29 protein-coding genes and 1 riboswitch are annotated in these 25678 nt (G+C 63.1%); of the genes, 12 read left to right on the top strand and 17 right to left on the bottom strand.

Annotated elements, in window-relative coordinates; genetic code table 11:
* Positions 1-173: 173 nt before the first annotated feature.
* Both Q0877_RS16520 and Q0877_RS16515 read right to left on the bottom strand, forming a co-directional pair.
* Entirely contained in the window at positions 174-350 is a 177-nt protein-coding gene (locus Q0877_RS16520) for a hypothetical protein (RefSeq protein WP_299169892.1), read from the bottom strand.
* Positions 351-463: 113 nt separating this feature from the next.
* Entirely contained in the window at positions 464-1762 is a 1299-nt protein-coding gene (locus tag Q0877_RS16515) for a hypothetical protein (RefSeq protein ID WP_299169890.1), read from the bottom strand.
* Positions 1763-2012: 250 nt separating this feature from the next.
* Positions 2013-2189: riboswitch (cyclic di-AMP (ydaO/yuaA leader) on the top strand.
* A 4-nt stretch (positions 2190-2193) separates the two neighbouring features.
* On the opposite strand from Q0877_RS16515, the gene Q0877_RS16510 reads away from it, so the two are divergent.
* From Q0877_RS16510 to Q0877_RS16495, 4 genes are all read left to right on the top strand, one after another.
* Entirely contained in the window at positions 2194-3024 is an 831-nt protein-coding gene (locus Q0877_RS16510; protein ID WP_299169889.1) for a LysM peptidoglycan-binding domain-containing protein, read from the top strand.
* Positions 3025-3304: 280 nt separating this feature from the next.
* A complete protein-coding gene (locus tag Q0877_RS16505; protein ID WP_299169888.1) occupies positions 3305-4045 on the top strand; it encodes a DsbA family protein in 741 nt (246 codons plus the stop codon).
* A complete protein-coding gene (locus Q0877_RS16500) occupies positions 4046-4909 on the top strand; it encodes a cytochrome c biogenesis CcdA family protein (protein WP_299169886.1) in 864 nt (287 codons plus the stop codon).
* Entirely contained in the window at positions 4909-5427 is a 519-nt protein-coding gene (locus Q0877_RS16495) for a hypothetical protein (RefSeq protein WP_299169884.1), read from the top strand. Before Q0877_RS16500 ends, Q0877_RS16495 begins: the two co-directional genes overlap by 1 nt.
* Here the strand turns inward: Q0877_RS16495 and Q0877_RS16490 are convergent, their stop codons facing one another.
* The 3 genes from Q0877_RS16490 to Q0877_RS16480 form a co-directional block, all read right to left on the bottom strand.
* Positions 5428-6231, bottom strand: a complete 804-nt coding sequence (locus tag Q0877_RS16490) for a GntR family transcriptional regulator (protein ID WP_299169882.1) — start codon at positions 6229-6231, stop codon at positions 5428-5430.
* Between the two features lie 187 nt (positions 6232-6418).
* On the bottom strand, positions 6419-6769 hold the full coding sequence (locus tag Q0877_RS16485; protein ID WP_299169879.1) for a DsrE family protein: 351 nt from the start codon (positions 6767-6769) through the stop codon (positions 6419-6421).
* Positions 6766-6963 carry a hypothetical protein gene (locus tag Q0877_RS16480; RefSeq protein ID WP_299169877.1) on the bottom strand — a complete coding sequence of 66 codons (198 nt, stop codon included), beginning with the start codon at positions 6961-6963 and terminating at the stop codon, positions 6766-6768. Before Q0877_RS16480 ends, Q0877_RS16485 begins: the two co-directional genes overlap by 4 nt.
* Positions 6964-7123: 160 nt before the next feature.
* On the opposite strand from Q0877_RS16480, the gene Q0877_RS16475 reads away from it, so the two are divergent.
* Together Q0877_RS16475 and Q0877_RS16470 are read left to right on the top strand one after the other, a co-directional pair.
* Positions 7124-8533, top strand: a complete 1410-nt coding sequence (locus Q0877_RS16475) for a rhodanese-like domain-containing protein (protein WP_299169875.1) — start codon at positions 7124-7126, stop codon at positions 8531-8533.
* Between the two features lie 88 nt (positions 8534-8621).
* Positions 8622-9887 carry an MFS transporter gene (locus Q0877_RS16470; RefSeq protein WP_299169873.1) on the top strand — a complete coding sequence of 422 codons (1266 nt, stop codon included), beginning with the start codon at positions 8622-8624 and terminating at the stop codon, positions 9885-9887.
* 118 nt (positions 9888-10005) lie between these two features.
* Here the strand turns inward: Q0877_RS16470 and Q0877_RS16465 are convergent, their stop codons facing one another.
* Positions 10006-10263 carry a metal-sensitive transcriptional regulator gene (locus Q0877_RS16465; RefSeq protein WP_026545554.1) on the bottom strand — a complete coding sequence of 86 codons (258 nt, stop codon included), beginning with the start codon at positions 10261-10263 and terminating at the stop codon, positions 10006-10008.
* A 130-nt stretch (positions 10264-10393) separates the two neighbouring features.
* On the opposite strand from Q0877_RS16465, the gene Q0877_RS16460 reads away from it, so the two are divergent.
* From Q0877_RS16460 to Q0877_RS16435, 6 genes are all read left to right on the top strand, one after another.
* A complete protein-coding gene (locus tag Q0877_RS16460) occupies positions 10394-10984 on the top strand; it encodes a rhodanese-like domain-containing protein (RefSeq protein ID WP_299169869.1) in 591 nt (196 codons plus the stop codon).
* 87 nt (positions 10985-11071) lie between these two features.
* Positions 11072-11371, top strand: a complete 300-nt coding sequence (locus Q0877_RS16455) for a rhodanese-like domain-containing protein (protein WP_299169867.1) — start codon at positions 11072-11074, stop codon at positions 11369-11371.
* A gap of 55 nt (positions 11372-11426) precedes the next feature.
* Positions 11427-12308: a sulfite exporter TauE/SafE family protein gene (locus Q0877_RS16450; RefSeq protein ID WP_299169865.1), complete on the top strand. Its 882-nt coding sequence runs from the start codon at positions 11427-11429 to the stop codon at positions 12306-12308.
* 26 nt (positions 12309-12334) lie between these two features.
* Entirely contained in the window at positions 12335-12706 is a 372-nt protein-coding gene (trxA, locus tag Q0877_RS16445; RefSeq protein WP_299169864.1) for a thioredoxin, read from the top strand.
* A 106-nt stretch (positions 12707-12812) separates the two neighbouring features.
* Positions 12813-14168: a rhodanese-like domain-containing protein gene (locus tag Q0877_RS16440; protein WP_299169863.1), complete on the top strand. Its 1356-nt coding sequence runs from the start codon at positions 12813-12815 to the stop codon at positions 14166-14168.
* 37 nt (positions 14169-14205) lie between these two features.
* Positions 14206-14613, top strand: coding sequence for a DUF302 domain-containing protein (locus tag Q0877_RS16435; protein WP_299169862.1), 408 nt, complete (start codon positions 14206-14208; stop codon positions 14611-14613).
* A 281-nt stretch (positions 14614-14894) separates the two neighbouring features.
* Here Q0877_RS16435 and Q0877_RS16430 read toward each other — a convergent pair whose 3' ends face one another.
* From Q0877_RS16430 to Q0877_RS16380, 11 genes are all read right to left on the bottom strand, one after another.
* The gene (locus Q0877_RS16430; RefSeq protein ID WP_299169860.1) at positions 14895-15629 is read right to left on the bottom strand and encodes a ZIP family metal transporter; all 735 of its coding nucleotides are present in this window, start codon (positions 15627-15629) and stop codon (positions 14895-14897) included.
* A 148-nt stretch (positions 15630-15777) separates the two neighbouring features.
* Positions 15778-16668: a F510_1955 family glycosylhydrolase gene (locus Q0877_RS16425; protein ID WP_299169858.1), complete on the bottom strand. Its 891-nt coding sequence runs from the start codon at positions 16666-16668 to the stop codon at positions 15778-15780.
* 98 nt (positions 16669-16766) lie between these two features.
* Positions 16767-17420, bottom strand: coding sequence for a DUF305 domain-containing protein (locus Q0877_RS16420; protein ID WP_299169856.1), 654 nt, complete (start codon positions 17418-17420; stop codon positions 16767-16769).
* A 124-nt stretch (positions 17421-17544) separates the two neighbouring features.
* Entirely contained in the window at positions 17545-18024 is a 480-nt protein-coding gene (locus tag Q0877_RS16415) for a hypothetical protein (protein ID WP_299169854.1), read from the bottom strand.
* Positions 18025-18129: 105 nt separating this feature from the next.
* Positions 18130-20229, bottom strand: coding sequence for a copper-translocating P-type ATPase (locus Q0877_RS16410; RefSeq protein WP_299169893.1), 2100 nt, complete (start codon positions 20227-20229; stop codon positions 18130-18132).
* 110 nt (positions 20230-20339) lie between these two features.
* On the bottom strand, positions 20340-20537 hold the full coding sequence (locus Q0877_RS16405; protein WP_299169852.1) for a heavy-metal-associated domain-containing protein: 198 nt from the start codon (positions 20535-20537) through the stop codon (positions 20340-20342).
* 419 nt (positions 20538-20956) lie between these two features.
* Complete coding sequence (locus tag Q0877_RS16400; RefSeq protein ID WP_299169850.1) at positions 20957-21556, bottom strand: DUF305 domain-containing protein; 600 nt, start codon at positions 21554-21556, stop codon at positions 20957-20959.
* Between the two features lie 182 nt (positions 21557-21738).
* Positions 21739-22149 (bottom strand): four-helix bundle copper-binding protein, encoded by a 411-nt coding sequence (locus Q0877_RS16395; RefSeq protein ID WP_299169849.1) that lies wholly within the window; start codon positions 22147-22149, stop codon positions 21739-21741.
* A 161-nt stretch (positions 22150-22310) separates the two neighbouring features.
* On the bottom strand, positions 22311-22736 hold the full coding sequence (locus Q0877_RS16390) for a hypothetical protein (protein WP_299169848.1): 426 nt from the start codon (positions 22734-22736) through the stop codon (positions 22311-22313).
* A 154-nt stretch (positions 22737-22890) separates the two neighbouring features.
* Positions 22891-23982 carry an IS110 family transposase gene (locus tag Q0877_RS16385; RefSeq protein WP_299169847.1) on the bottom strand — a complete coding sequence of 364 codons (1092 nt, stop codon included), beginning with the start codon at positions 23980-23982 and terminating at the stop codon, positions 22891-22893.
* A 347-nt stretch (positions 23983-24329) separates the two neighbouring features.
* Positions 24330-25361 carry a DUF4192 domain-containing protein gene (locus Q0877_RS16380; RefSeq protein ID WP_299169846.1) on the bottom strand — a complete coding sequence of 344 codons (1032 nt, stop codon included), beginning with the start codon at positions 25359-25361 and terminating at the stop codon, positions 24330-24332.
* Between the last annotated feature and the right edge of the window lie 317 nt (positions 25362-25678).

The raw sequence follows: 25678 nt of genomic DNA, 5'->3' as shown, positions 1-25678 counted from the left end.
CCATCACCCCTGGGTAGCCAAGACACTACAACTGCCCTGCGAACTACCTGCTCAACAACATAAGGACAGCAGCAAAAGACGCCGTAGGCAGATCGGGGGGATGGACGCGACCGCTAGGGAGCGGCCGGCACCGCACACAGCCCGGAGCGCTAGCGCAGGACCGCTTCTTGGTCTCAGGCGTCGGGCCAGATGTACCGGCCCATGTCGCCTGCTGGTCGGTTCCAGGTGAGGTTAACGGGGCCTTCAATTGCGGAGAGCGGCGTGAAGCCGGCGAGGGCTTTCTCGCCTGGGCTTGTCGGCGGATCGTAGGCGATCTGGTGCATCGAGCGCACATAATCGGGGCCGGCCATGGTCTCTCCTGCCAGGTTGGGTGATCGGGTTTACTGTATCGGCCCTGGCCGTACAGCACGGGGTTAAACCGCGCGTCTGGGTGTCGTGCAGGCCGCGGCCGGAGGAGATGTTCCTATAGACAAACCGGTCGGTTAAACGAATCGGTGCGTGATTCAGCCTGTGTTCTTGTACAGCGGATCTTCGGCGCTGAGGGCCACCGACTTTCGGTGGGGTGCGCGACCGTGTACACCTCGGGTTGGTTTGTGGGGAACAGCGCCGTTCCATCGGGAAGCACGGCTATGGGAAGGACGTACTTTCCAGAGGTTAGAGTCTTGCCGGTATCGAGATCCATCGTGACGGATTGGCCGTCGGCCTGGGCATAGAGAACTCCGGCGCCAGTGGCTGATGTGACGATTGGGCTATCGGAGTCCCTGGTCCAGATCACACCCTTTCCTGCACGTACTGCGGTGATGCGGTATGCACCGCTGGTCCGTTGGGAAGTTAGAAGCACTGTCTGGGTGACGTCATCCACTGTTGCCTCACCGGAAGGGATTCCATCGACCTGGCCCAGTGCCGCACCGGTCCTGAAATCGTGAAGTACGGCAACACTCTTTCCAGCGGAATCGATCCAGTTCAGGATCAAGATGTTTCCGGTTGACGGCCCGTAATCGCCGTCGAATCGGGCGCTGATCCCTGCGTTGACGTCGATGAATCCTGGGCCGAGCTGGGCTGAGCTCCAGAGCGTGTCACCCGACCGGCTGTCGATGGCGGAAAAACTATCTGCTGTGCCCTCCAGTGCGGTGCCGTGGTACTCATAAAGGGCCATTCCGACCGGTCCATCGACGACTGCTCCGGATGCGGCGTCCAACAGCGTTGCCGGTGTCCGCTCGTTCGTGAGCGCCTTGGGCGTGTTCGCGAAGATCAGTCCGCTTCCGGGAGACGGGCCGGGAACCTCTGTCGGCCCCCATAGCGGTTCTGCGTCCGCGGCGGAAAAGGCGGTAGCCACAGTAATGCTCACGCCGCCCTGACGGTTCTGACTGGCGTCGGAGTCCAAGATGACGATCGCCGCTTCGTCTCCGACCCGTGTTGCCACTGTCCCCACACAGGAGGGGTTGGTATCCACACGCCAGATGGTGCCGGTGGCGTTGAAGCCGTAAAAACTCAGCTGGGAGTCCCCGTCCCGCGGGAAAACCGAACCGACGAAGGTGCCCCCTACTACAAACGGCGTACTGTCGATCCTCACTTCAAAAGCGAGTTCGAACCCCGGGAACAGTCGATTGTCGAGGACTGCCTGAGACGCAGTTGTCGGCGGTTCACCTATGTCGACGCGTCGGGCACCAGTCCGCTCAGTGCCGGGGAGGCACCCCGTCACAGCCAATAGCGCGATCAGTGAGATGCTGAGCGCCGTGCGCCCTCGAATATGTTCGAACATTTCAAAATTCGACGGTAGCATGCACCAGGACGACCGCAGTCCGATGCGCCGCCATCTGCCGATCCCACTGCTGGCAGCCAACGGGCGAGGAACGCTCCTGCACACAAAACTGCGCAGACAAAGCGCTGAGCGACGCTGAGGATGAGGTTCGCGCTTGAGAGAATCCCCCCGCCGCAAATGTTTATACATTTGAGACATTTCTCTGTACATTGGAGGTGCGTCGCGCGTCTTCGCGGCGTCCTCAGCTTGTTACCGAACTCTGCCGCTCGCTGAGGTTCCCAGTAAGAACACTGTGGCAGGGGCGGGGGAACCATTTTTGGGTTCCATCTGAACTCTTGGGGTTAAGTCGTCCGATACCCCTATCGGATGACCGGGTGACTCCCACCCGAATCCGACAGCTAACCTCGCAGGTATCGGGAGAGGCTACTTTCGTGTCACTAAAGAACACCCATGCCCGCCACCGTGCGGACACCGCCAGCCCGCTGGCAAAAATCTGGGACACCACCCCCGGATCCCAGCATTCTCGCCCGCGACAGGCCGCAGTCGTCATCGTCGGCGCTGGAATGCTTCTCGGAAGTGCGGTGCCGGCCCAGGCGGGAGCGATATCCTCCGCCTCCTCTGCGGATGTAACTGCGGTCCAGGACTGGAGCGCACCAGCAGGTTCGTCCTACACCGTGCAGTCCGGGGACACCCTGGGACAGATCGCGGCGCAACACGGTATCGACCTGCCGACCCTTCTATCGTTGAACGGCCTGTCGCTGGAGTCCGTGATTTACCCCGGCGATCGCATCAACCTCACCACCCCGGCTGCTGGTCCGGCAGCAGCCCCGGCAGCAGCTCCCCGGCTGATGACATTGGCTGGCTCGATCGGATCAGCAGGAGAATCGTCTTCCGCGGCGCCGGACACCAGCCGGGAGGAGCCGGCGTCCTCGTCGACCAACCAGGCGATCCTCGCAGCAGCTCGCGCCCAGCTGGGAGCAGTTCAGGACTGCACCGTTCTGGGTGAGGTTGCGTTGCGCGCAGCCGGGATCCCGGGCGTCGGGGATGAGTCCCCCGAGTCGCTGATGGCCTATGCGACACCCGTCTCGAACCCCCAGCCCGGCGACTTCATCTACTACGCAGATGGAGGCATGGGCTTTTCGCATAATGCCGTCTACATCGGGAACGGCCAGGCGATTCACAGCGGCTGGAACGGCAACCAGACTGTCATTGAAAGCGTCGATGTCGGATCCGGTCCGGTCTATTACCGGGTGAACGCCTAAACCTTTCGGCTCACGGCCCTGCCATGGCTGCGCTGTGGCAGGGCCCTGGCGGGAAACAAACCGGACCGGGAAGCAGTGGGACCGTCCCGGCAACCGAGCACACGGGCCTGGATCCGAAACCGGGATCGCCGCTCGGCGGTCAGTGCGAGGCATGCCCCGCCCCCCAAGTCCCGCACCTGAAAAGTCGTGCACCTGAGCGAGGCCCGCAGTCTGCATGCCTCGCCGCCGCACACGCAGACGCCTATATGCGGTTCTGTGTGAGCCCGTTCAAGGAGTTGAAGTGTCGTCCTCCCATTCCCCCGCACCCGAGCGGCCGAGCAGACGCGCCCTGGTGGTGTCCATCGCGGTTGCCGTCTCGGTCCTTCTGATCCTGCTGATTGGCATAATCGCTTCACGCGGTGGCGCTTCACAGGAGGCAAGCACCACGACTACTACTCCCGGGCAAAGTGCAGCTGAGGAGCCTCTGGATTTGTCACGGCGGGCTGCTGGTGATCCGACCGCGCTCGGCGAGGTGGATGCTCCAGTGGTCCTGATTGAGTACGCGGATTACCGCTGCCCGTTCTGCGGCTTGTTTTCCCGCGAGACCCTGCCCCCACTGGTGGAAAAATACGTGGAAAGTGGTGAGCTGCGCATTGAATGGCGCGACTTACCGGTCTTTGGTGAACAGTCCTTCACCGCAGCGGTCGCAGGGCGGGCGGCCGGCGAGCAGGATCGATTCTGGGAGTTCAATAAGGCGGTCTTTGCGGAGGCACCCAAGCGTGGCCATATCGACCTGCCTGAAGAACGGTTACTCGAACTGGCGCAGGAAGCCGGGGTGCCGGACGTGGAGAAGTTCCGGAACGACCTGCAATCGGAAGAACTTGCCGCAGCGGTCACGAACGATGCACAAGATGCAGCATCCCTTGGTGCCACTGGAACCCCGACTTTCCTGGTCAACGACACACCCCTGATCGGTGCCCAGCCCTTGGCCGCGTTTGAGCAGGCCATCGAGGGTGAGCTCAAAGAGGCGGGTCGACGGTAGATGGTCATTGGTTACGCCGGAGCATTTATTGGTGGCCTGCTGAGCCTACTGAGCCCGTGTTCGGCTCTTCTGCTGCCGGCCTTCTTCGCGTACGCCTTCACCACTCCCACTAGGCTTGTGGCCAGGACCGGGCTGTTCTACCTGGGACTGCTTGTAACCCTCGTTCCGATGGGCATTTTCGCCGGCGCGCTTGGGTCCCTGTTGACCCAGCATCGCACTGCCCTCATTGCCACCGCTGCAAGCCTGGTCATCGTCCTGGGCCTGATCCAGCTGCTCGGAATCCGCCTACCCGCGTGGTTCCGTAGCGGTGCCCGGGGGGAAGGTTCACGATTGTCAGTCTTTGTCCTCGGTACTGTCTACGGGGTGGCCGGTGCCTGCACCGGACCCATTCTGGGTTCAGTTCTGACGGTGGCCGCAGTAGGAAGCAATCCGGTGTATGGCGCGGTGTTGCTGGCGGTGTATGCGCTCGGAATGGCCCTGCCGCTGTTTGTGTTGGCGCTCTTCTGGGATCGGCTGGGGATTTCCGGGCGGCGCTGGCTCCGGCCCCGGCCGGTCACGGTGGGGCGATGGTCGAATTCAGTGGTGATGATTGTTTCCGGAAGCCTTTCCATCGGGATAGGAATACTGCTGCTGGCCACCGACGGCACCGCAGGCCTTGGCGGGTTGCTCACCGTATCCGATCAGTTCCGCCTTGAGTCCGCCGCCAGCGGAGCAGCTTCGGCTGTACCCAACACCGTGTTCATGGTCGCCGCTGCTGCACTGTTGGGGCTGGCTGCCGTCCTCAACTGGAGGATCCGGCGACGCCCCAAGCCAGGTGAAACCGACCGCATATCATCCAAGGCTCACGAAGAAGAGAGCGTCTAATGACGATCAATGCCCGTGGTGTAAGTGCCCGTAGTTCACTGGCTTCAGCTTTGGCGCAATGGCCCGTCCGGCGATGGTTCGCCGCCGCTGGTGTCGCGGTCCTCACCTATGTGGTCGTGGCAATCCCTACAGATCTGATCGATACCCCGTTGTTCACACGTGAGGTTCCGCCGACGTGGTGGTCGTTTCCTGTCCTGGCCCTCACGGCTGGTTTGACCGGTTTGGTTGTCGCGACCTACGTCGCCCGTGAACGAAGCACCAGGGAGAACCCGCACGGCCGGCTGGGGGCGGCCGGGACAGTAGTGTCGTTCTTCGCGGTCGGATGCCCGGTCTGCAACAAGCTTGTGCTGTTGGCCTTGGGGACCTCCGGCGCGATGCAATACTTCGAACCCATCCAACCGTTCCTGGCTGCCGTTTCCGTTTCCCTGCTCGCGTGGGCCTTCCATAAACGAGCGACATCGGAAGACCGCTGCCTCATCCCAGCAGCGCCGGCGGCCGGAGAGTCAGTCAACGGCTGATTACTGTGCAAGGCCGGACAGGATCCTTCGACCGGCTGCACGGTTCGGATCGGCCTTGCATCCGAATGATGTCGCTATGGCCATTCTTTCGCCCAGGATGTAGCTGCGGCGGAACTCCACCGTCTGGGCGCGGTAGCACCCTGAGCGTTCAATGAGCAGCAGGGGCTCATCTTCGGCACAGTTCAGGAGGGCGGCCTGATCCTCGGAGGCGGAGACGGCGGTGAGTTGCTCCGTACCGCCGTCGAGCACGATGCCACAACGGCGGTCCAGTTCCGCGTACAGGGCGGCCTGGGAAAAGTCGACTTCCAGCAATTTCGCGGCTACCTGTCCGGGGAGCCATACCTGGTCCAGGCCCAGAGGTTTTCCATCGGCCAGTCGCACACGGGAAAGGTGGAAAAACTCCGTGTCTGCGCCCAGGGAGATGTGCTCGGCAATGGAGGGATCCCGGGTGAGATGCTGCGCCAGCACAATGCTGGAGTGGTTCATACCGGATTCCCGGATGGAAGCCAAGATGCTGTAAATCGGGCCGTAGGCGGTGCTGCTGCCCGCAACCACAACAGGCTTACGCCCAGGCTGGGCAGTGATATGCCCGGCCTCGCGCAACGGACGCAGCGCGGCCCTGATCGTGCCCCTGCTCACACCGTATCGTTTGGCGAGCTCCACCTCCCCCGGGAAGCCCGAAGCAAAAACGCCGTTATGGATCTCTTCCATCAGGTCGGCGCTGACCTTCTTCCACAACGGCGCGCCGGTTCCACCGGAGGCAGACAGCTTGGTGGGGGAAGACGACGGCTGGTGAGTGTCCATGAGTGCCTCGACTGCTATTTGCGAACATTGCCGTGGTATGACACTACGTCATTGCCCGGAGATAGCTTTTGAGACTGAGTCACTGCGCCGGACGCGTGGACACGGACCGCGAACGCACCCTGCCTGAAACGAATCCTGCGCCATGAGAATGTAACGCCACCCTGGCCGCCGGCAGCCTGAACCGTGCTTACACCCTTATGTAAGCCGCGCCGTCGAACTGGCGGCGAGCGATGTGCGCGACGGCCGCGGGGACCACCTTCACCCCTGAAGGCAGGGCGGAAGGGTCGATGCCGGCCGACCGGAGGCTATTCCCGCAGGCATAGACCGATACTGATGGTCCAGGCATCTCGGTGATCTCTTTGTCTACGACGAGCTGGCTGACGCTCGGTCCCTGGACGAGAAGTTCGATCTCCACGTCGGGCAGCTCTGCTGCGGCGTTGCCGGCGACGCGCATGGCCATCGCGAAGTCCGGAAAGGGCTCATGGCCCGGTCCGGCCAGATGCAGGACCAGCACCCTGGGCCCAGGTGTCGTACTCATGCTGAGCGGCCGAACAGTCGACTAAGCCAGTTGGTGGGCCCGGAACCTTTTTCCCTTGTGGTGGTGCGCTGGTTGACCGTGGCGCAGGTGCAACGCTCGTTGTTGGGTACGCGTCGCATGACCTGGTCGACGTGGTTGCCGCAGCCGCTCCAGGTGGTCTTGCGGCAGTACATGCAGGTGGTTGTCCGGCACATGTGTGGTTCCTCTCCGTTGAATCAAGCTCCTCCCATAATACCCATGGGGGTATATAAGTGCGACTTGCGAGCACTTGCGCGGATACCCCCCTAGGTATTATTGTTGATCCCAGAGCGATACCCCCGAGGGTATCCACATCGGACTATCGGAAGGAAGATCATGCTTCTTGAGCGTATTTATGACGAGGATCTGGCCCAGGCGAGCTACTTCATCGGCTGCCAGGCCAAGGGTGAAGCCGTAGTGGTCGATGCCCGCCGTGACATTGCCCCATACCAGGAGCTGGCGGCAGCCAACGGGATGAAGATCGTCGCGGTGACCGAGACCCACATCCACGCTGACTACCTTTCCGGGACGCGGGAACTGGCGCAGGCAACCGGGGCTGACATGTACGTTTCCGGTGAAGGCGGAGATGACTGGCAGTACGGCTTCGACGCGGAGCGGCTCTACGATGGCAGCACCATCACCTCGGGCAACATCACGATCAAGGCCGCACATACCCCCGGTCACACTCCGGAACACCTTGCCTTCCTGATCACCGACGGTGCGTTCAGCGATCAACCCGGGTACCTCCTCTCCGGTGATTTCGTCTTCTCTGGCGACCTGGGCCGCCCTGACCTTCTGGATGAGGCCGCCGGCGGGATGGACACCCGTTTTGTCGGTGCAAAGCAGCTCTTCGCGAGCCTGCGGGAGAAGTTCCTGACCCTGCCCGACCATGTGCAGGTCTACCCGGGCCATGGTTCGGGCAGCGCCTGCGGCAAAGCATTGGGCGCGATCCCGTCCACGACGGTGGGTTACGAGCGGCTGTACGCATGGTGGGGCCCCTACCTTGCAGCCAACGACGAGGAAGGCTTCGTCCGCGAACTCCTCGACGGTCAGCCGGATGCTCACGCCTACTTCGGGCGCATGAAGCGCCAGAACCGCCTCGGCCCGGACGTGATGGGCCCCCGCGGTGATCTGCCGCAGCTGGACAACCAAGCGCTGGCCGGTGACCTGACGGAGGACCGCGTGACCTTTGTTGACACCCGCTCGAACGATCAGGTGCACCGGGGCACGGTGCCTGGGGCCTTGAATATCCCGGCCGGCACCAAGATGGCCAGCTTCGGTGCCTGGGCGTATGACCCGGAAACCGATGATCGGCCGTTGGTCCTGCTGGCCCCGGATCAGGAATCAGCGCAGGAGATGTGGGATCACCTGGTACGTGTCGGTATCGACAACGTCACCGGTTTCGCGCCGACCCTGGACGGCCTGCCGATCACCACGCCGAAGGTACTCGCACCCGGCGACCTCGAGGACTTCGGGGCGGCACTGCTGCTCGACGTGCGGAACAAGACCGAACACGCCGCCGGCAGCATCCCGGGCTCTGAGCAGCTCAGCGCCGGCCGGGTGCTCTGGCACCAGGACCAGCTCCCCTCCGAGGGCACGATCGTGACCTTCTGCCAGAGCGGGGTCCGGAACTCCGTCGCGGCCAGCGCCCTGCGCCGCGCCGGGTACGACGTCGTCGAACTCGACGGAAGCTACGCGGGCTGGGCTGCGTGGAACGCCTCCCAGGAATCAACCTCGGTCAGCTAACAGGCTGACTCCGCCGACAGGCAATGGGTCCGCTGCTTCATGCGCGGACCCATTGCCGTGCCCACCCCGACAACCCCTGGAGCACCTGATGGCACGCAATGACCTCGCCGGTTCGGCCAAACTCGGGCTGCGTGCCAACGCCGCGCAGTTCAGCCTGCTGGTCGCGGTTAACGCACTCGTTGGAGGCGTGGTCGGCCAGCAGCAGACCGTGCTGCCCCTGCTTGCCGCCGACGACTTCGGCCTGACCGGCTACACGGTCATCTTCACCTATATCGCCGCCTTCGGGATCACCAAGGCAGCCAGCAACTACGCCGCCGGGATCCTCGTCGACCGGATCGGACGCAAACCCGTCCTCCTGATCGGCTGGCTTTTCGCCGTACCGGTCCCGGCGATGCTGATTTTTGCCCCGGATTGGGGGTGGGTGGTCGCTGCAAACGTCCTGCTCGGCATTAATCAGGGCCTGACCTGGTCAACGACGGTCGTGATGAAGATAGACCTGGTCGGCCCCGAAAAACGCGGGCTCGCCATGGGACTGAATGAAGCCGCCGGCTACGGCGCCGTCGCAATCACATCCCTGCTGGCCGGGCACCTCGCCGCCACATACGGCCTCCGGCCGACACCTTTCCTGCTCGGAGCGGCCTACGTGGCCCTGGGCTTGACGCTCTCAACACTGCTGGTGAGGGAAACCCGTGGCCACGCCGCCCTCGAACAACGCCAACAGACGAACCGGCCCTCCCCCCTGCACTCAGCCACCGCACCCAGCAGCTGGTATGTCTTCGCTTTAAGTACCTGGCGAGAACCTGCCCTGGCCTCGGCGAGCCAAGCCGGCTTGGTCAACAACCTCAACTTCGGCCTCGCCTGGGGCTTGTTTCCGCTCCTGTTCGCAACAGCCGACCTATCATTAGGACAGATAGGGCTCCTCTTCGCCCTCTACCCCGGCGTCTGGGGCGTCGGCCAGCTAGTGACCGGCGCACTCTCGGACCGCTACGGCCGCAAACGCCTCATCACCACCGGCATGGGCCTGCAGGCTGCAGCGCTGAGCGTCATTGCCCTCGCCGATACCTTCCCGGGCTGGGCAACCGGAACCATACTGCTGGGCGCCGGAACTGCCATGGTGTATCCGACGTTACTGGCAGCCATCGGTGACGTCGCCGAACCAGCCTGGAGAGGACGCGCCGTTGGCATCTACCGGCTCTGGCGCGACCTTGGCTACGCCTTCGGGGCTGTTGTGGGCGGAGTAGTCGCAGACGCCGCCGGCCTGCACGCAGCGGTGTGGGCCGCCGCAGCCCTCAGCGCCCTCGGTGCGTTGATCGTCGCAGTCCGCATGTATGAAACCCACCCGACGGCGCCATAGCCGCCGCGCGGACGGCAGCCCCGCTCCCGCCACCGGAGGCCGGAAGAAAAGGCACAGGGGATGCGTTGCACTTTCGCGCAACGCATCCCCTGTGCAGGTCAGCCAGACCAGAACCGGCTTAGGCAAGTGCGAGGAAAAGCTTCTCCAGGTCTTTCTTGTCCATGGTGTTGCCGCCCTCGGCCATGCACTGCTCCAGGCCCGAGGAAATGATCGCGAAACCGGCACGGTCCAGCGCTTTCGAGACGGCCGCGAGCTGCGTGACGACGTCCTTGCAGTCCCTGCCCTCCTCCAACATCCGGGTCACCGCCGTGAGCTGTCCGGTGGCGCGCTTGAGCCGGTTGATGACCGGCGTGAGTTCAGTGGTGTCGAGCTGCACAAAATCCTCCTGAAAGACGAAACTATCTATCTCAAGTGTATACCCCCTAGGGTTTGTTGCATACCCCAGGGGGTATGTGGCAGGATTGATACCGACAGTTCAACCCGCTGAAAATTCGAAAGGGAATCCTTTGGCTTCCAACACCTCCACCGTGACCGCACTCGATCCAGAAACGCTGCGTGACTGGATCAGCCGGCATGAGGACCTGATCATCGTTGATGTTCGCTCTGCCGCTGAATTCGAGACCATGCACATACGTGGCTCCTACAACGTTCCGCTTCCACTGCTCTCGGAGCACACCGATGAGCTGGCCGAACGGCTGGGACAGCGGGTCGTGCTGGTCTGCCAGTCCGGCGTCCGCGCCGAGCAGGCACGCCAGCGCCTCGGCGGAGCGGGTATCAGCACTGCCCAGGTCCTCACCGGTGGCGTGCCCGGTTTCGCCGCTGCCGGCGGTGATGTAGTCCGCGGCGCCCAGCGCTGGGATCTGGAGCGCCAGGTGCGCCTGACTGCCGGGTCCCTCGTGATCGCGGGACTGCTGGCCGGCAAGCTCGTCTCGCCCAAGCTCCGCCTGCTGGCCGGCGCGATCGGCACCGGGCTGACGTTCTCGGCGGCGACCAACACCTGCGCCATGGGCAACGCCCTGTCCAAAATGCCGTGGAACAAGACCGCCAGTGAACCCACCGCCGCCGCAGCGATCAACCAGATCCCGGCCGGCAACTAAAAAACTCCGCGTGCCCCTGCCTGTCCCCCATCGGGCAGGGCACACGGTCCAACACCATCCCTGAAGCGACAGGAGAAGGAACCCATCATGGCCGAAATCACCATTCACGATGCGAACGCACGCCGGGACCAGGACCAGATCCTTGACGTCCGCGAAGACTTTGAGGTTGCAGAGGGCATGATCCCCGGTGCCCTGCACATCCCGATGGGGCAGTTGATGTCCCGCCTGGATGAACTGGACAAGGCCCGTCCGGTCATTGTGGTGTGCCGCAGCGGCAACCGCAGTGCCCGGGTCGCCGAAGCCCTGACCACGGCCGGCTACACCGCGGACACCATGGGCGGCGGGATGCTCGACTGGCAGGACGAAGGCTTTCCAACAACGCGCTGACCCGCACCAACCGGCCTGACTGACTGCCTGCCTGCCTGCCTGAAAGGACACCCCCATGAGCGTTGTTTTGCTCGCGACCGTACTGCTCTCCGTAGTGATCGGTCTTTCGCTCGGCCTGCTCGGCGGCGGCGGATCCATCCTGACCGTACCGATCCTGACCTACGTCGCCGGCCTCGACGCGAAGCAGGCAATCGCCGCCTCGCTCTTCGTCGTCGGTGTGACCTCCGCGGTAAGCGTGATCGACCACGCCCGCAAAGGCCGGGTGAAATGGCGCACCGGCCTGATCTTCGGGGCCGCCGGCATGGCCGGAGCCTTCGGCGGCGGGCTCCTCGGCGGACACATCCCCGGCACCATCCTCATGATCGCGTTCGCGCTGATGATGGTCGCCACCTCCATCGCCATGATTCGCGGCCGGAAAAACAAGACCATCACCACGCATGACGGGGAACTACCCATCGTCAAGGTCATCGTTGAAGGCCTCGTTGTCGGCCTGGTCACCGGGCTCGTCGGCGCTGGCGGCGGATTCCTCGTCGTCCCCGCACTTGCCTTGCTCGGCGGCTTGTCCATGCCCATCGCCGTCGGGACCTCCCTCGTGGTGATCGCCATGAAATCCTTCGCCGGGCTCGCCGGCTACCTCACCACCGTCACCCTGGACTGGGGCCTCGTCGGCGCTGTAACAGCCGCCGCCGTGCTGGGATCCCTCATCGGCTCCCGCCTGGCCGGGCGTATCCCCGAAGCGGCCCTCCGGAAGGGGTTCGGGATCTTCGTCCTCGTCATGGGCGTGTTCGTCCTCATCCAGGAACTCCCCGCCCCGTGGGGCACCGCCCTCGCAGTCACCGCAGGTGTTCTTGCGGTCGCCGCCGCAGCGTGCTGGTTCTTCCTGCCGCGCTGCCCCCTACGCACACCCTTGAACCGGCGCACTGCCGAAGCACATTGAACATCTGAAAGCCAAGGAGTCATGCCATGAGCACCGTCAACCTCACTGAACAAAACTTCGCCGAAACCCTTCAAAGCAGCTCCATCGTCCTGGTCGATTTCTGGGCCAGCTGGTGCGGACCCTGTCGCTCATTCGCCCCGACCTTCGAAGCCGCCTCACAGAAGCACCCGGACATCGTGTTCGGCAAGGTCGATACCGAAGCAGAGCAGGCACTTGCCGGCGCTGCGAACATCACCTCCATTCCCACCCTGATGGCCTTCCGCGACGGAGTCCTCGTCTTCTCCCAGCCCGGTGCGCTGTCGGCGCCCGCCCTTGAACAGGTGATCACCGCGGTGAAAGACATCGACATGGACGCCGTCCGCGCCGACATCGCCCAGCAGGAACAAAACCGCGCCTAACCCCCCAGAAACCATCGTGCCCGGCTGGTCCCGGCGGGACGGCCCGGTCAATGGGCCTGCCGGTACGGTGGTGTGCATCGACCGAGGCATTCAAGGAGAATCCGGCATGGACGTCATCACGATCGAAACCCCGCCGCTGGGGGACCGCAGCTACCTGATTCACGATGGGCAGGTGGCCCTGGTGATTGACCCGCAGCGCGACACCGACCGGGTGGAGAAAGAAGCCGCGAACGCCGGCGTGCAGATCACCCACGTGGCAGAAACCCACATCCACAACGACTACGTCACCGGCGGACTTCAGCTTGCCACGGACCACCAGGCCGTCTACCTGGTCAACGCCGCCGACCAGGTCGACTTTGACCGCACCCCGATCTCCGACGGGCAGACCCTACAGATCGGGAAGATGACACTGCGGGCCGTCGCTACACCCGGGCACACCCACCACCATCTTTCCTTCGTCGTCACACACGAGGACCGGCAGGCCGTGTTCTCCGGCGGGAGCCTACTCTACGGATCCGTTGGCAGGACCGACCTTGTCAGCGACGATGACACGGTACCGCTGACTCACGCCCAATACGCTTCAGTGCGCCGTCTGGTGGAGGAAGCAACCCCGGAGGCCGGCCTCTACCCCACCCACGGCTTTGGATCCTTCTGCTCCTCCGGCCCAGCCAGCGGAGCCGACTCCTCAACCATCGGCGAACAAGTCCAGAGCAACCACGCCCTCACGGATCAGGACGAAAACCACTTCGTCCAGGAGTTGATCGACAACCTCAGCGCCTACCCGTCCTACTACGCCCACATGGGACCGGCGAACACCGCCGGTCCCGGTCCGGCCCAGCTCGACGTCCCCCAGCCCCTGGACGCCGAATACCTCACCGCCAGACTCGAACAGGGCGAATGGGTGATCGACCTGCGCAACAGGATTGCCTTCGCCCGGGACCACCTGCACGGTAGCGCCAGCTTCGAATATGGCGACGGCTCTAACTTCACCACGTTCCTCGGCTGGGTGTTGCCCTGGGACCGGCAGCTCACCCTCGTCGGTGAACGTGACGACGTCGAAAACGCAATCCGTGATCTCTCCCGAATCGGCATCGACCAGCCCGACGTGGCCCTTGGCACCGACCCGGCAGTTCTTGCCCCCAACGCCGCACGGAACTCCTACCCGAGTGTGGGTTGGGAAGAGGTCCGCACGGACCGCTCAGAGCAGGAAGACGTCATTCTCGATGTGCGACGCACCGACGAATACGGCACACAGCACATCGAAGGGGCAATCAACCTTCCCCTCCACGAACTGCTGCAGCGCATGGATGAAGTACCCGATCAAAGGCTGTGGGTTCATTGCGGATCCGGTTACCGGGCATCAGTTGCCGCGAGTCTGCTGCAACGGGCCGGGAAGAACGTCGTACACATCGACGGCATGTTCGACGACGCCGAAAAGGCAGGCCTACCCATGAATGGGTAACTGCCAACATTCAGCCCAACTATCCAAGGAGAATTTCATGGCCTATACCCACTCCATCACCTCCAGCCTCCCCTGGAAAGACGCTGTCGAGCGCACCAGGGAAGCGCTCTCACAAGAGGGCTTCGGCGTCCTTACTGAGATCGACGTCCGCGCCACCTTCACCAAGAAACTCGGACAGGAAGCCGGGGACGCGGTCGGGGACTACATCATTCTCGGTGCCTGCAACCCACAACTGGCGCAACGCGGCATCACCGCAGAACCACAACTCGGCGCCCTACTACCCTGCAACGTCGTCGTGAGACGCGCCCCCGAAGACACCGAAACAACCATTGAAACAATCGACCCCCAAACCATGGTCCAGGTCAGCGACACCGAGGCAATACGCGACGTCGCCAACGACGCCGACCAACGGCTCAAACGAGCCCTCAACAACATCGCTGAGTAAGCGGGCGGATCTCAACAAGTACTCCGAGGAGATGTTCCTATAGACAAATTGGTTTTGCGATACGGGTCAGAATTTATCCGGTGAAGACAGGGAGTAAGCGGAAGAAAACGGATGCAGCGCTTACGACCCAGAGCAGGCGATGAATGTCCGAGTCCATTCAGAGAGGAAGCGGACGATCTGTGCAGGAGCAAGAATTATGCCGTGGACGAGGTTACGCAGGGTGAGAAGGGTGAAGAGCGGGATCACCACCGCTCAGACGATCATGCAGCAGATGCATTTGGCTATCCGCCGAGGTAAACGGAGATCAGGGCGAAGAGTGCGAACCCGGCGGTGAGGAAGACCGGTCCGAGCATGCTTGTATCGCCTTCGTGTGCTTCTTCGATCATCTCCTCCACGACGACGCTGGTCAGGGCGCCGCCGGTTAGAGCAAGAACGGAGAGGGTGATGATCTCCGGTGCGTCACGAAGAGCGAAGTACCCTATGGCTGCACCGAGGAGGATTGGAAGGGTGAAACTGAGAGCCATCAGGATGCGGGTCCGGCGGCGGATGTTGGCCCGTCGCAGCGAGGCGACCGCAGCGAATCCTTCCGGAATGTCCGCCGGTACCTGTCCCAGGGCGAGTAGCAGCCCCAGCGAGGGGTTCAGGACGGTGGCTGTGCCGATCATGACGCCGTCGCTGAACAAGTCGAGGGACACACCGGAGTAAATCGCCAGCGGCCCGGCTGTCTCCTTGCCGGAACTGAGCCGGGCGTGGATGAACCCGATGACCCGTTCGACGCCGATGAAGAATACACCGCCGACGACGAAGGCGAGGATCGGGGCCCATGGCGGGTTTCCGGCGAGGGCTTCGGGCATCAGCTCAAGGCCGACCACGGCCAGGACGATCCCTGCAGCGAGGTGCAGCGCCAGGCTCAAGACACGTTCGGAGACCTTGAACGCTTCAGCCGCCAAGCCGCCGAAGAGGTTCCCGGCCGCTGGTAGAGCCGCCAGCGCCAGGACGAGCGTGAATCCCTGCATGTCTGCTTTCCCTTCTCGTGTTAGTTGCTGATGGCGGTCTCGATGAGTTGCCTGAAGGCCCGGCGGGTTATTCGTGTACTAGCCACGAAGTCTTACTTGCCTACCAGACAAGACACAATGACGGGCAATAATCCAGCTCTTGCCCGGGCTATTGGTGGTTTGACCTGATGTCGGTGAAGGTCTGTCCATTGTCGTTGGAGACCTGGACGCTGTCCTCGGTCGCTACCCAGATCCGCACGGTGGAATCATCGAGGGTGTGCGCCGCGACCGCTACTGGTTGCCCGCTAACGGTGCCTTGTTCCGCCCAGGTCAAACCAGCATCGCTACTGGTGTAAATCTGCCCCTCCGGCGTGATACCGACGGCCTGTCCTTCGGAGAGTGCAGTGAACATCAATAAGGGAGCTCCGGGTACGGCAACCCATGTTTGACCGTGGTCGGTGGAGCGGTGAAGGCCTTCCTCCGTGGTCGCCAGGACGATGCTGTCCCTGGGTGTCGCGGCAAGGTTGAACGGTTGCACTGCTTCCTCCACCGGCTTCCAGGATGTTCCGTCTTCACTGATGCGAAGTTGCCCGTCGTACCCGACGATCCCGGAGTCAGTGGCGGCAAGGGCGTGGAAGTCCGATTCGCCCTGGCGGGACAAGGGTTGCCAGGTCTGTCCAGCGTCCGCGGATCGGATCAGTCCTACCGGGTCCGGCAGGTCCGTTCCTTGGCCGGGATGCCCGGAGGCGTAGAAGTCACCATTGGCTGTCGTGGTGAAGCCCATCAGGTCGATGGTAGGTCCGATTTTTGTGATCGGTGAGGTTGAGACATTGAACAAGCCGTCGTGCGTGGCCAGGAGCACCTGGTTGGTGGCCCGGTCAACGCTCATCCCATGGATGTGACCGGTCGGGTAACTGGCTGCTGCTTCGGTTGAGTGTGGGGAAGCTTCGGTGCTTCGTTCTGCACCCGGTGAGCAGGCAGTCAGAAGCAGGACGCCGGCGGCGAAGATCGCCGCCCGGACGGTTGCTGGGCGTGAGAAGTGAGGGCGAGGGTGGGACACAGTAAGGATCCTTGAAGTCAGAAGATAGGCCATGAGAAGTGGCGGGGAGGGGCCAGGAATCTAGCCCCTCCCCCACCAAGGAAGTGCTGGATACCGGGTTAGAGTCCGGCGAGCAGGTCTTCCATTTCCTGAATTTCGGCCTGCTGGGTTTCGACGATGGTTTCGGCGAGGGCGATCGCTTCCGGGTTTGCTCCGTTGTCGATTTCTTCCTGGGCCATGGCCACCGCGCCGTCATGGTGCACGGTCATGGATTCGAGGAACATCCTGGATGCTTCCTCGCCGCCGGCGGCTTCCAGCTCGGCCATCTGGTCCTCGCTCATCATGCCGTCCATTCCCTCCATATCTCCTGCCTGTGAGTCCATGTCGTGGCCTTCCATGCCGCCTTCGGGCTCGGTGGGTTCTCCCCAGGCTTCCAGCCAGGCGGTCATGGTTTCGATTTCGGGTGCCTGCGCTTCCCTGATCCAGGTGGCCAGCTCGGTCACTTCGGGGCTGATGTCCTCCTTTTCGAGCATGAGCTCGCTCATCTGAACCGCCTGCTCGTGGTGGGGAATCATCATTTGCACAAACATCACATCCGCGTCGTTGTGCTCGGCCGAGGCGTCCGTGCCGGCGTCGGCGGTAGTCGTTGTGGCCTCCGGGGCGGACGCCGTAGCGTCGCCCACTGGAGCAGGGGTCTCGGTGTCACTCCCACATCCGGCGAGAGTGATAACGGCGGCGAGTCCTAGTGCTGGCAGGGAAAGGTAGCGCTTCATGGTGATCTGATCCTTCTCATTCACAATCAATCTGGTTCTGTAGTCGTACCCGCGGACAGGCACACTTTATGGCCGCGCATCGCCCGCTCAAGGTGGCGGATGTGGTGGCGGCTGGTGCCGTGAATCAGGTACGGCTGATACAGAGTCGGATCAGTGAAGGAGCCGGAATGGTCAGTGGACGTAGGCGGATCCATGGTGGACCGCGCAGGACCGCGGTACCGGGGACGAGCCGGCCGGCCGGTAGCAGGAAGGCCAGGATGGTGACAACGATGAAGGCCAGGACGCAGAGCCCCAGTGCAGCGTCATGATCTCCGCAAGACTCTGCGCAGCCCTGCCCCATCTCACTGGTATCGGTTGTACCACTCAAGGCGGCCAGGTGGGGTTTCGTTTCCGCGTCGGCGATTGGACCAGCAGTCGGGGCCATGGAGTGGTGGACCGGTGCCGCCGGGGCGGTGACGGTGTGTACTCCGTGGGCTGCGGTGGGGCCATGACCGCCCATCCAGACGTGCATGCCGAGGACACCGATGATGACAGCTGTGAGGCCAGCCAGGATGAAGACGGCGCGCGGCAGGGCCAGGGACCTGGTCCTGATCGTGCCGGTCATCGCCGCCGTCCTTCCATTCATCACGTGTATTTCCAGCGTAGTGAAGGGCCAGCACCCTGCCCACCTCGGTGGGCAGGGTGCTGGCCGTTCAGTGGTAGTACGTTCCTAGGTGGTGATGCGTTCCGGGCTGAGGTCGATCCGGCGCAGCAGCTGCGCGTTCAACGCGACCACAATGGTGGACACACTCATCAGCACCGCGCCTGCAGCCGGGGAGAGCACAAACCCCGCAAAGGCCAGCACGCCCGCTGCCAGCGGGACAGCGAGGACGTTGTACCCGGTGGCCCAGACGAGGTTCTGGATCATCTTGCGGTAGCTGGCCCTGGACAGGTCGATCATCGCCAGAACCGAGCGTGGATCGTTGCCGGCCAGCACGACGCCGGCGGATTCCATGGCGACGTCGGTGCCGGCACCGATCGCGATACCGACCTCGGAACGGGCCAGGGCGGGGGCGTCGTTCACGCCGTCGCCCACCATGGCGACCTTCAGTCCGCGGGATTGCAGTTCGGCCACTTTGGTGTCCTTGTCCTGCGGCAGCACATCAGCGAAGACCTCGTCGATGCCCAGCTCGGCGCCGACAGCGTCGGCGACCTGCCGGGCGTCACCGGTTATCATCGCGACCTTCACCCCGCGGTCCTGCAGGGATTTCACTGCTGCCCGGGACTCATCGCGCACCCGGTCCTCGAGGCGGACGGCGCCGATGATCGCACCGTCGCGGACAACGTGCAGCACCGAGGCGCCGCGGCCTACCCATTCCTGGATGGTGCCGGTTATCTCCGACGGGGTTTCCAGGTTCAGTTGTTTGAGCATGTTCGGGCCGCCGACGGCGATCTCTGAGCCGTTGACTGTTGCGCGGACGCCGCGTCCGGTCATGGAGGAGAACCCGCTGCCGCGGTACCCGTACGCGCTGGCTTCCTGGTTGTTCGCTGTGGCGTGGACGATAGCCCGGGCGACCGGGTGCTCGCTGTCGGATTCAACGGCGGCGGCCAGGGCCAGCATCTCCGCGTCCGTGTTTCCGCCGGTTGTGGTGGTGGCAGTGACGGCGTGGCGGCCTTCGGTGAGGGTGCCGGTCTTGTCGAACAGTACGACGTCGATGGTCCGCATCCGCTCCAAGGCCATCCGGTTCTTGATCAGCACCCCGGACTTGGCCGCGCGCTCGGTGGAGATGGCAATCACCAGCGGGATAGCCAGCCCAAGGGCGTGGGGGCAGGCAATGACCAGCACCGTCACGGTCCGGATCACTGCGTCATCCGGGCTGCCCAGCAGCAGCCAGGCGATGAAGGTGAGAATGCCAGCGACCAGGGCGAAGTAGAACAACAGGGCGGCCGCACGGTCGGCGAGGGCCTGCGCCTTCGATGAGGAGGCCTGCGCCTCCGCAACCAGGCGCTGGATCCCCGCGAGCGTGGTGTCGGAGCCCACGGCAGTGACTTTCACTCGTACCGCGTTGTCGGTCGCGACCGTGCCGGCTACCACCGTTTCTCCGATGGTGCGCGAGACGGTACGGGATTCACCGGTGATCATGGATTCGTCGAACTCCGCCGCGCCATCGACGATGTTCCCGTCGGCCGGGACCCGGGCACCCGAGCGGACGAGGACAACATCCCCGGTAGCCAATGAGCTGACGGGGACTGTTTCGATGCCCGACTCAGTGACCTTGTCGGCCTCGTCGGGCAGGAGTGCTGCGAGAGCGTCAAGGGCACCGGCTGCGGATCCGAGTGCCCGCATTTCCATCCAGTGGCCCAGCAGCATGATGACGACCAGCAGGGCCAGTTCCCACCAGAAGTCGAGGTTGAAATTCCCGACTCCCAGGGTCGTAATCCAGGAGGCGATGAACGCGACACTGATAGCCATCGCGATCAACAGCATCATCCCGGGTTGCCGGGACTTCAGCTCGGTAAGGCCACCCTTGAGGAACGGGGCGCCGCCATAGATGAAGATGATTGTGCCCAGGACCGGGGAGATCCACATGGAGCCGGGGAACTCCGGCGGTGTGAAGCCGACGATCATGGCGAACATGTGGCTGAACAGGACAACCGGGACGGTCAGGATCAGGCTGATCCAGAACCTGTTCTTAAACATCGCGGTGGAATGCCCGGCATGCTGCCCGTGCGAGTGAACTTCATGGTCGGCATCCGCGTGCCATGTGTGGGTGTCATGGCCCTCGTGCGGGTCGGCGTCCAACGCGGAGGTCGGTTCCTGCGTGGGCATGGCCTGACCGTGGGTGTCGTGATCACCGGTCACGGGGCCGGTGTGTGTCTGGTGTTTCATGGGAATTCTCCTTCGGTCATACGGGGCTTACTGTCCCGGACCTGGAAAAGTCAGGCATTGCTAAATTGGTAGCCTGCCTGCTCCACAGCGGAACGTACCGCTGCGGAAGGAACGGGCTGGCTGCTGAGGACGGTGACCGTTGAGGCCCCACCCGACACGAGGTCAACCTGGACGTCCTTGACCTCATCAAGAGCGCTGATCGCCGAGGTGACCCGGGAGGCGCAAGACCCGCACGTCAGCCCGGTCACAGTGAAACTGGCGTTAACATCGCCGGCCGCTGCGACAACGGACGGGGCCGAGCTATCCTGGGGCGCGCAGCAGGCACACCCCGCAGCGGACTTATCAGTCAGGGTCAGATGGGAAGAAGAAGTTCCGCACATGGTGATCTCCAAACAAAAAGAGGATTGATTTTCGAGAATCAGCGGCGGCTGCAACCGGTGCTCATTCACGCCGACCACAGCCGCCTTAGGGACCTTCAAGGAGTAAGCGGCCTCTGATGGGCTCGGACTTCCCGCTCCGGTCCCCGAAAACTATACCCCCTGGGGGTATAAGTCAAGTTAGCTGCTTCCTCGTTCGAGATGTGATCCGCCAGTGGCGCGGGAGAGGCTCCTGATTTACCTGTTGCTGGAGAGTCCCCGGATTCTTCCCGCTTGTGTGCGTGTGCAGGTTACTCTCCGGCGCACTCGCGCTCTGCAGCCTCCTCATATTCGGGGACCGTCCGGTCTTCCGCTTCCTGGACGGTTGCGGCGATACCGTTCCGCTCGATGTCCTCGATCAACCAGTCCATCTCGAAAATCTCCCGACGCTGGGCCTCACTGATTTCAACCGCGAGCTGACAGACCCGCACGTCGGCCAGTTCGGAACGCTCAGACCGGGTGATGGCTAGCGAATGGTGCGGGATCATCGCGCTCATGAAAGCCTGGTCCTGCACGGTGGTTTGGCTACGGTCGAGGAAAGTCCCGCCGCCGAGCAGCAGAAGACTGGCTACTACCAGGGCCACGTTCGCCTTCGTGTTCTTGTACATGTTCAGCATCCAGGCCAGCATGATCAGACCCATCGTGCCACCCATCGTGAGCGCCATGAACATGCGGCTCTCGCTCCAGCGCACATGGCTCCACTCATAGGAGCTGATGAACATGACGAAGTACATCACCACCATGGCGGTCAGGATCATCGCCCCGAATCGCAGGTACATGTTCCGCATTTGGTGGGACTTCTGCTTATCCTGGCCTTGCTCATGGGACTGATTGTTTTCCGTGTTCGACATCGGACTCCTCCTTTTGTTCATGAATGCTCCAGCGCAGATTTTGAATACTGCAGATTCGTAGGTAGCGAGCATCATCGCCTTGGCGCCCTGAACCGGTGCTGCGCGCCCAGGGCTACCGAAGATTCTCCGCGGCGATGGCCACAGGTTTCCCTGCCTTCCAGTAACGAAAGGCAGGGAAGGCTCTAGCCGAGTGAGGACAGCAGTTCCGCGCAGGCCTTCTCACAACGGCGGCACGCCTCTGCACAGATCCGGCAGTGGTCGTGCATCCCGGCGTGCTTTTCACACTCGTCGCCGCAGGCCTTACACGCGACGCGGCAGGCCTCCAGCACCGCGCGGGTGAGGTTTGCGTCGTACCCGGTATGACGGGACAGGATCTTGCCGGTGGTTCCGCAGATATCAGCGCAGTCCAGGTTGGTCCGGATGCACTTGGTCAGCTCCGCGACCATGTCTTCGCTCAGGCACGCGTCCGCGCAGGCGGTGCAGGTCTGGGCGCACTCGAAGCACGCCTCGATGCACTCGGCGAGCTTTTGCTTGTCAATTCCTCCGAGGTCCTTAGGGTAGGTGTCAAGCATGGACGTCACGTGGTGTGTCATTGGTTTCTCCTCGATTTGGGGTGCAGCCGATCAAACGCCAAGCTGCCATTTGTTCGTTCTGTAAGTGATGCCTCGCGGCAAACACAACCAGCCAGTGTTGGCCGGGTGAACAGGTGGAAGCGACACGCAAAGAAAAAGGGCTATGCGTGCGCGAGGAGGATTTATGTGCGACTGATCGAGAGGGCTGCCAGTGACGGGGCGAGGTGGTCACGTTTTTCCAGCGCCGGATCGAACAATCCCGGTGGTTGCCCGTGCTCAGCAGGAAGCTGCATGACTGCCAAGGAGAACACGGCCGTTGGTTCAGTCGGCACTGCGCGTTGCGGCGGGGTAACCGGGTCAGGAGTGCTGGCCTGCTGGTGACAGCACGCATGCGTCGACGAGGACCCCTCAGGTCCTGCCGACATGAACATTCCTTCGCTGCCGCTGCCAGGAGCCGACGAATCCATGGCCATACCGCTGCCGGTCATGACGCCAGGAGTGTGCTGCTCCATCTGCAGGCACAGTGCGGCAGCGGCAGAAGTCGTGAACGCGACCAACAGCGAAACACACAGCACAAGCCGCATCACCGCCTGCGCGGTGATGCTCACCCTTCCTGCTGGTGTTGGAATGAGTACCCTCCAGTCCGTTTGCTTCGTAACGCTCAAGATCCAGCCTAGTGAAAGGTAAGCATGCTGACTAGCGCGGGGCCTTCCCGGGAGCAGCCCGGCATGCTGCACATGTGACTCTGCGTCCCCCAGCACATCAACACGAGACCGGATCACCCGGACTGAGGTCCCGCTTCAGTGCGTAGTAGAGCTCGCGGGTGACGAAGCGCTTGAGGCTACGGATGGCGTCTGCTGAAGAGTGCCCTTGTGCTCGTTTGCGGTCGCGGTAGGCCTGGGAGCGGGGGTCGTAGCGTAACCGGCAGATGGTGACCAGGTATATGGCCCGGTTCGCGCGGCGGTTGCCGCCTCTATGGAGGCGCATGCGATGGGTTTTCCCGGACGATACTGGAATCGGTGCGACGCCGCAGAGCCTGGCGAAGGCTGCCTCGCTGGGGAACCGGTCGATGTTTTGCCCTGCCGTGATAAGCAGCTGCGCCACTGTGATGGGGCCGACCTGGGGCAGGGCGATTGTGGTGGGTGCGACCACTTCAACGAGCTTGGTGATGTGTTTCTCCGTTGCGTTGATCTCAGCGGTGAGGTTGAAGATACGACGGCCCAGTTCCCGCAGTGTGTACTTCACCGCGTGCTCGGGTTCATCGAGCCGGCTGCTGTCCGGGCGCAGGGCGCGGGCCTGCGTTGCCTTGCCTTCGAGCGTCTTGGCATTAAACCGCTCGCGCATTCCGTCCGGTGCTGTTACGAGAACATCGCGTAATTGAACGAGCGCGGCCGCACGTGATTTCACAGCCGAGTCCCGCAGCAGATGCAGGTTGCGGATTGCTTCCACGGCGCCGGTGGTGTCCTTGGCCGGTGAAGAACATTCGCCCGACATCACTTTCCTAGCGGCAGCCTCGGCATCAATAACGTCGTTTTTGCCTGAGCGGCTGCGGGTGAGGCGGTGTCCCCGGTTGACCTCGACGACGTCGATGCCAGCGGCCAGGAGGTGCCTCGTGAGGCCGGCTCCGTAGGAGCCTGTGCATTCAACGCCTGCTGCGTTGATGATGCCATAGCTGGCAGCCCAATCTAGAAGCTCCTGGTAGCCGGCGATGTCGGTGGTGAACTGCCGATCTCCGAGCAGTGTGCCGTGCTGGTCGAGGACTGCAGCGTGGTGGAGCTGTGAGTGGGTGTCCACGCCTATCGTGATGGTGGTGGTTGCCGGTCGGCTGGTCGTTTCGGTCGTTTCGGTCGTCATGCGTACTCGTTTCTGTCGATGGGACGGTTGGCGAGCACGGTTGACCGGGCCGGGCGGACAAAGCACTGAAGAGCCTGAGTTCGCCACGTTCCTATCAAGTCACATCCCGTCCGGCCCGGTCGCCATAGGTAGGCGGCAGGGAAGGCGAGCCGACACGTCTCCTCATAGACCAGCAAGCACCGGAAGAGATGCCAGCCGTCACGCAGCGGGTAAGTCAGGAACCCCTCCCCTGCCACCTGTCACCCATCTTTCCTCAGTGCGCTAGCGGGGGAGGCCGCCGCCGCGCACCCTGGAAAACGCCAAGGGGCAGGGAACCTGTCGTGGTCCCCTGCCCCTGTCCTGCTGGGTTAGCGCTGGTAGGCGGTGTGCTGGTTTGTGACGCATTCGGGCAGGGTGCCGGTGTTCACCAGCTGGGTCAGCAGCCCGGAGAGCGTGTGTTCCGGGTCGGTGTCCTGCGCCTTGGTGAGGTATTGGGCGGCGATGGAACTGCGGCCTTTGTACCAGTAGACCCAGCCGAGGAACGCGAACAACGGGGTACGGGCTTCGGGCGGGGTGAACCGGAACAACTCGATAAGCAGCGCCTGGGTGGCGTCCACGCGCTCCCAGTCCGGGGCCCCGGTGTACCGGCCGATGACGACGGCGGCGAAGGTTTCCGGGTCATCATCAAGGCTGATGGTGTCGGCGATGATCCTGTCCCGTACGGCCGGGGTGTGCAGGGCCGCGATGAGTTGCAGGGCTGTGTCCTTGGCCGGTTCGGTGCCGAGGGTTTCCTGCCACAGTGCCCGGTTCTCGGTCATCACGGGGGCGGTCCAGTCAGCGGGATCCTTGATCACCCATCCGGTGATGGTGTCGGCGATCCGGTCAAGGTTCGCGTTGTCTCCGGTGAATGCTGGGTCGGTGACGGTTTCCCGTGTGGCGTTGGATCCCTCATAGACCATGCGGGCACTGAGCGCGCTGTCGGTGATTTTTTCCAAGGATCGCGGGGAACAGCAGTCCGCGTCCTCACAGAAGTAGGTCACCCACTCGGTAGAGCTGACGAGCCAGCTATCTGCCACTGGCATTCCTGCCGTGTCCAGCATCGCCTCAACGGCCGCCGCGTACTGGCTGTAGGGCTTGGTTCCGTCGATGGTGGTCTGGTCGGTGTAGACGACGAGCAGCACACCGTCAGCGGCGACGTCGTTGGACAGGTAACCCAGGACTGCTTGGGCGAACAGTGCCGGTTCGGCGTCCTGTGGGGCGTCGATGCGCAAAGTGGCGCCGAGTCGCTTGCCCTGCAGGGTCAGGAACACGAACGACTCGCGTGGGGCGAAGCCGAGGACGTGCGGGATGTAGGCCAGGATGTCGGCCGGGGACGTGGCAGTGATCGGGGACTTGCTCATGATGTGTTGCTCCTTGGTCGCAGGGTGTGGGGTTTCGGGCTGTGGTGGTCCAGCAGTTGCCCTCTCCCCCGTCGTTGTTTTGCCTGCTGGCAAGCTCGCTTGCTTGTGCCCGACGGAGCCGGGTCAACCCCGCAGGGGCAAGGGGACGGGAAGTCCGGTAAGGAAATAAGCGATGCAGGAGCGCCGTCCGGGGCTTTCCGTGCCCGCAGCAGCGCAGCTGTTGAACCGGTGGAGCGGGCACGCATAATCCGTAGGAATCTCAATGATGTTGTCAACGGACTATTTGGCCTGCTGGCAGGGTGTCCCGACCAGTTGTA

It is taken from the genome of uncultured Arthrobacter sp. (genome assembly GCF_947495145.1).
In the GTDB taxonomy this organism is placed as follows: domain Bacteria; phylum Actinomycetota; class Actinomycetes; order Actinomycetales; family Micrococcaceae; genus Arthrobacter_D.
Note: the sequence above shows the minus strand (reverse complement) of the source record. Positions and strands in the feature narration are given on the sequence as shown.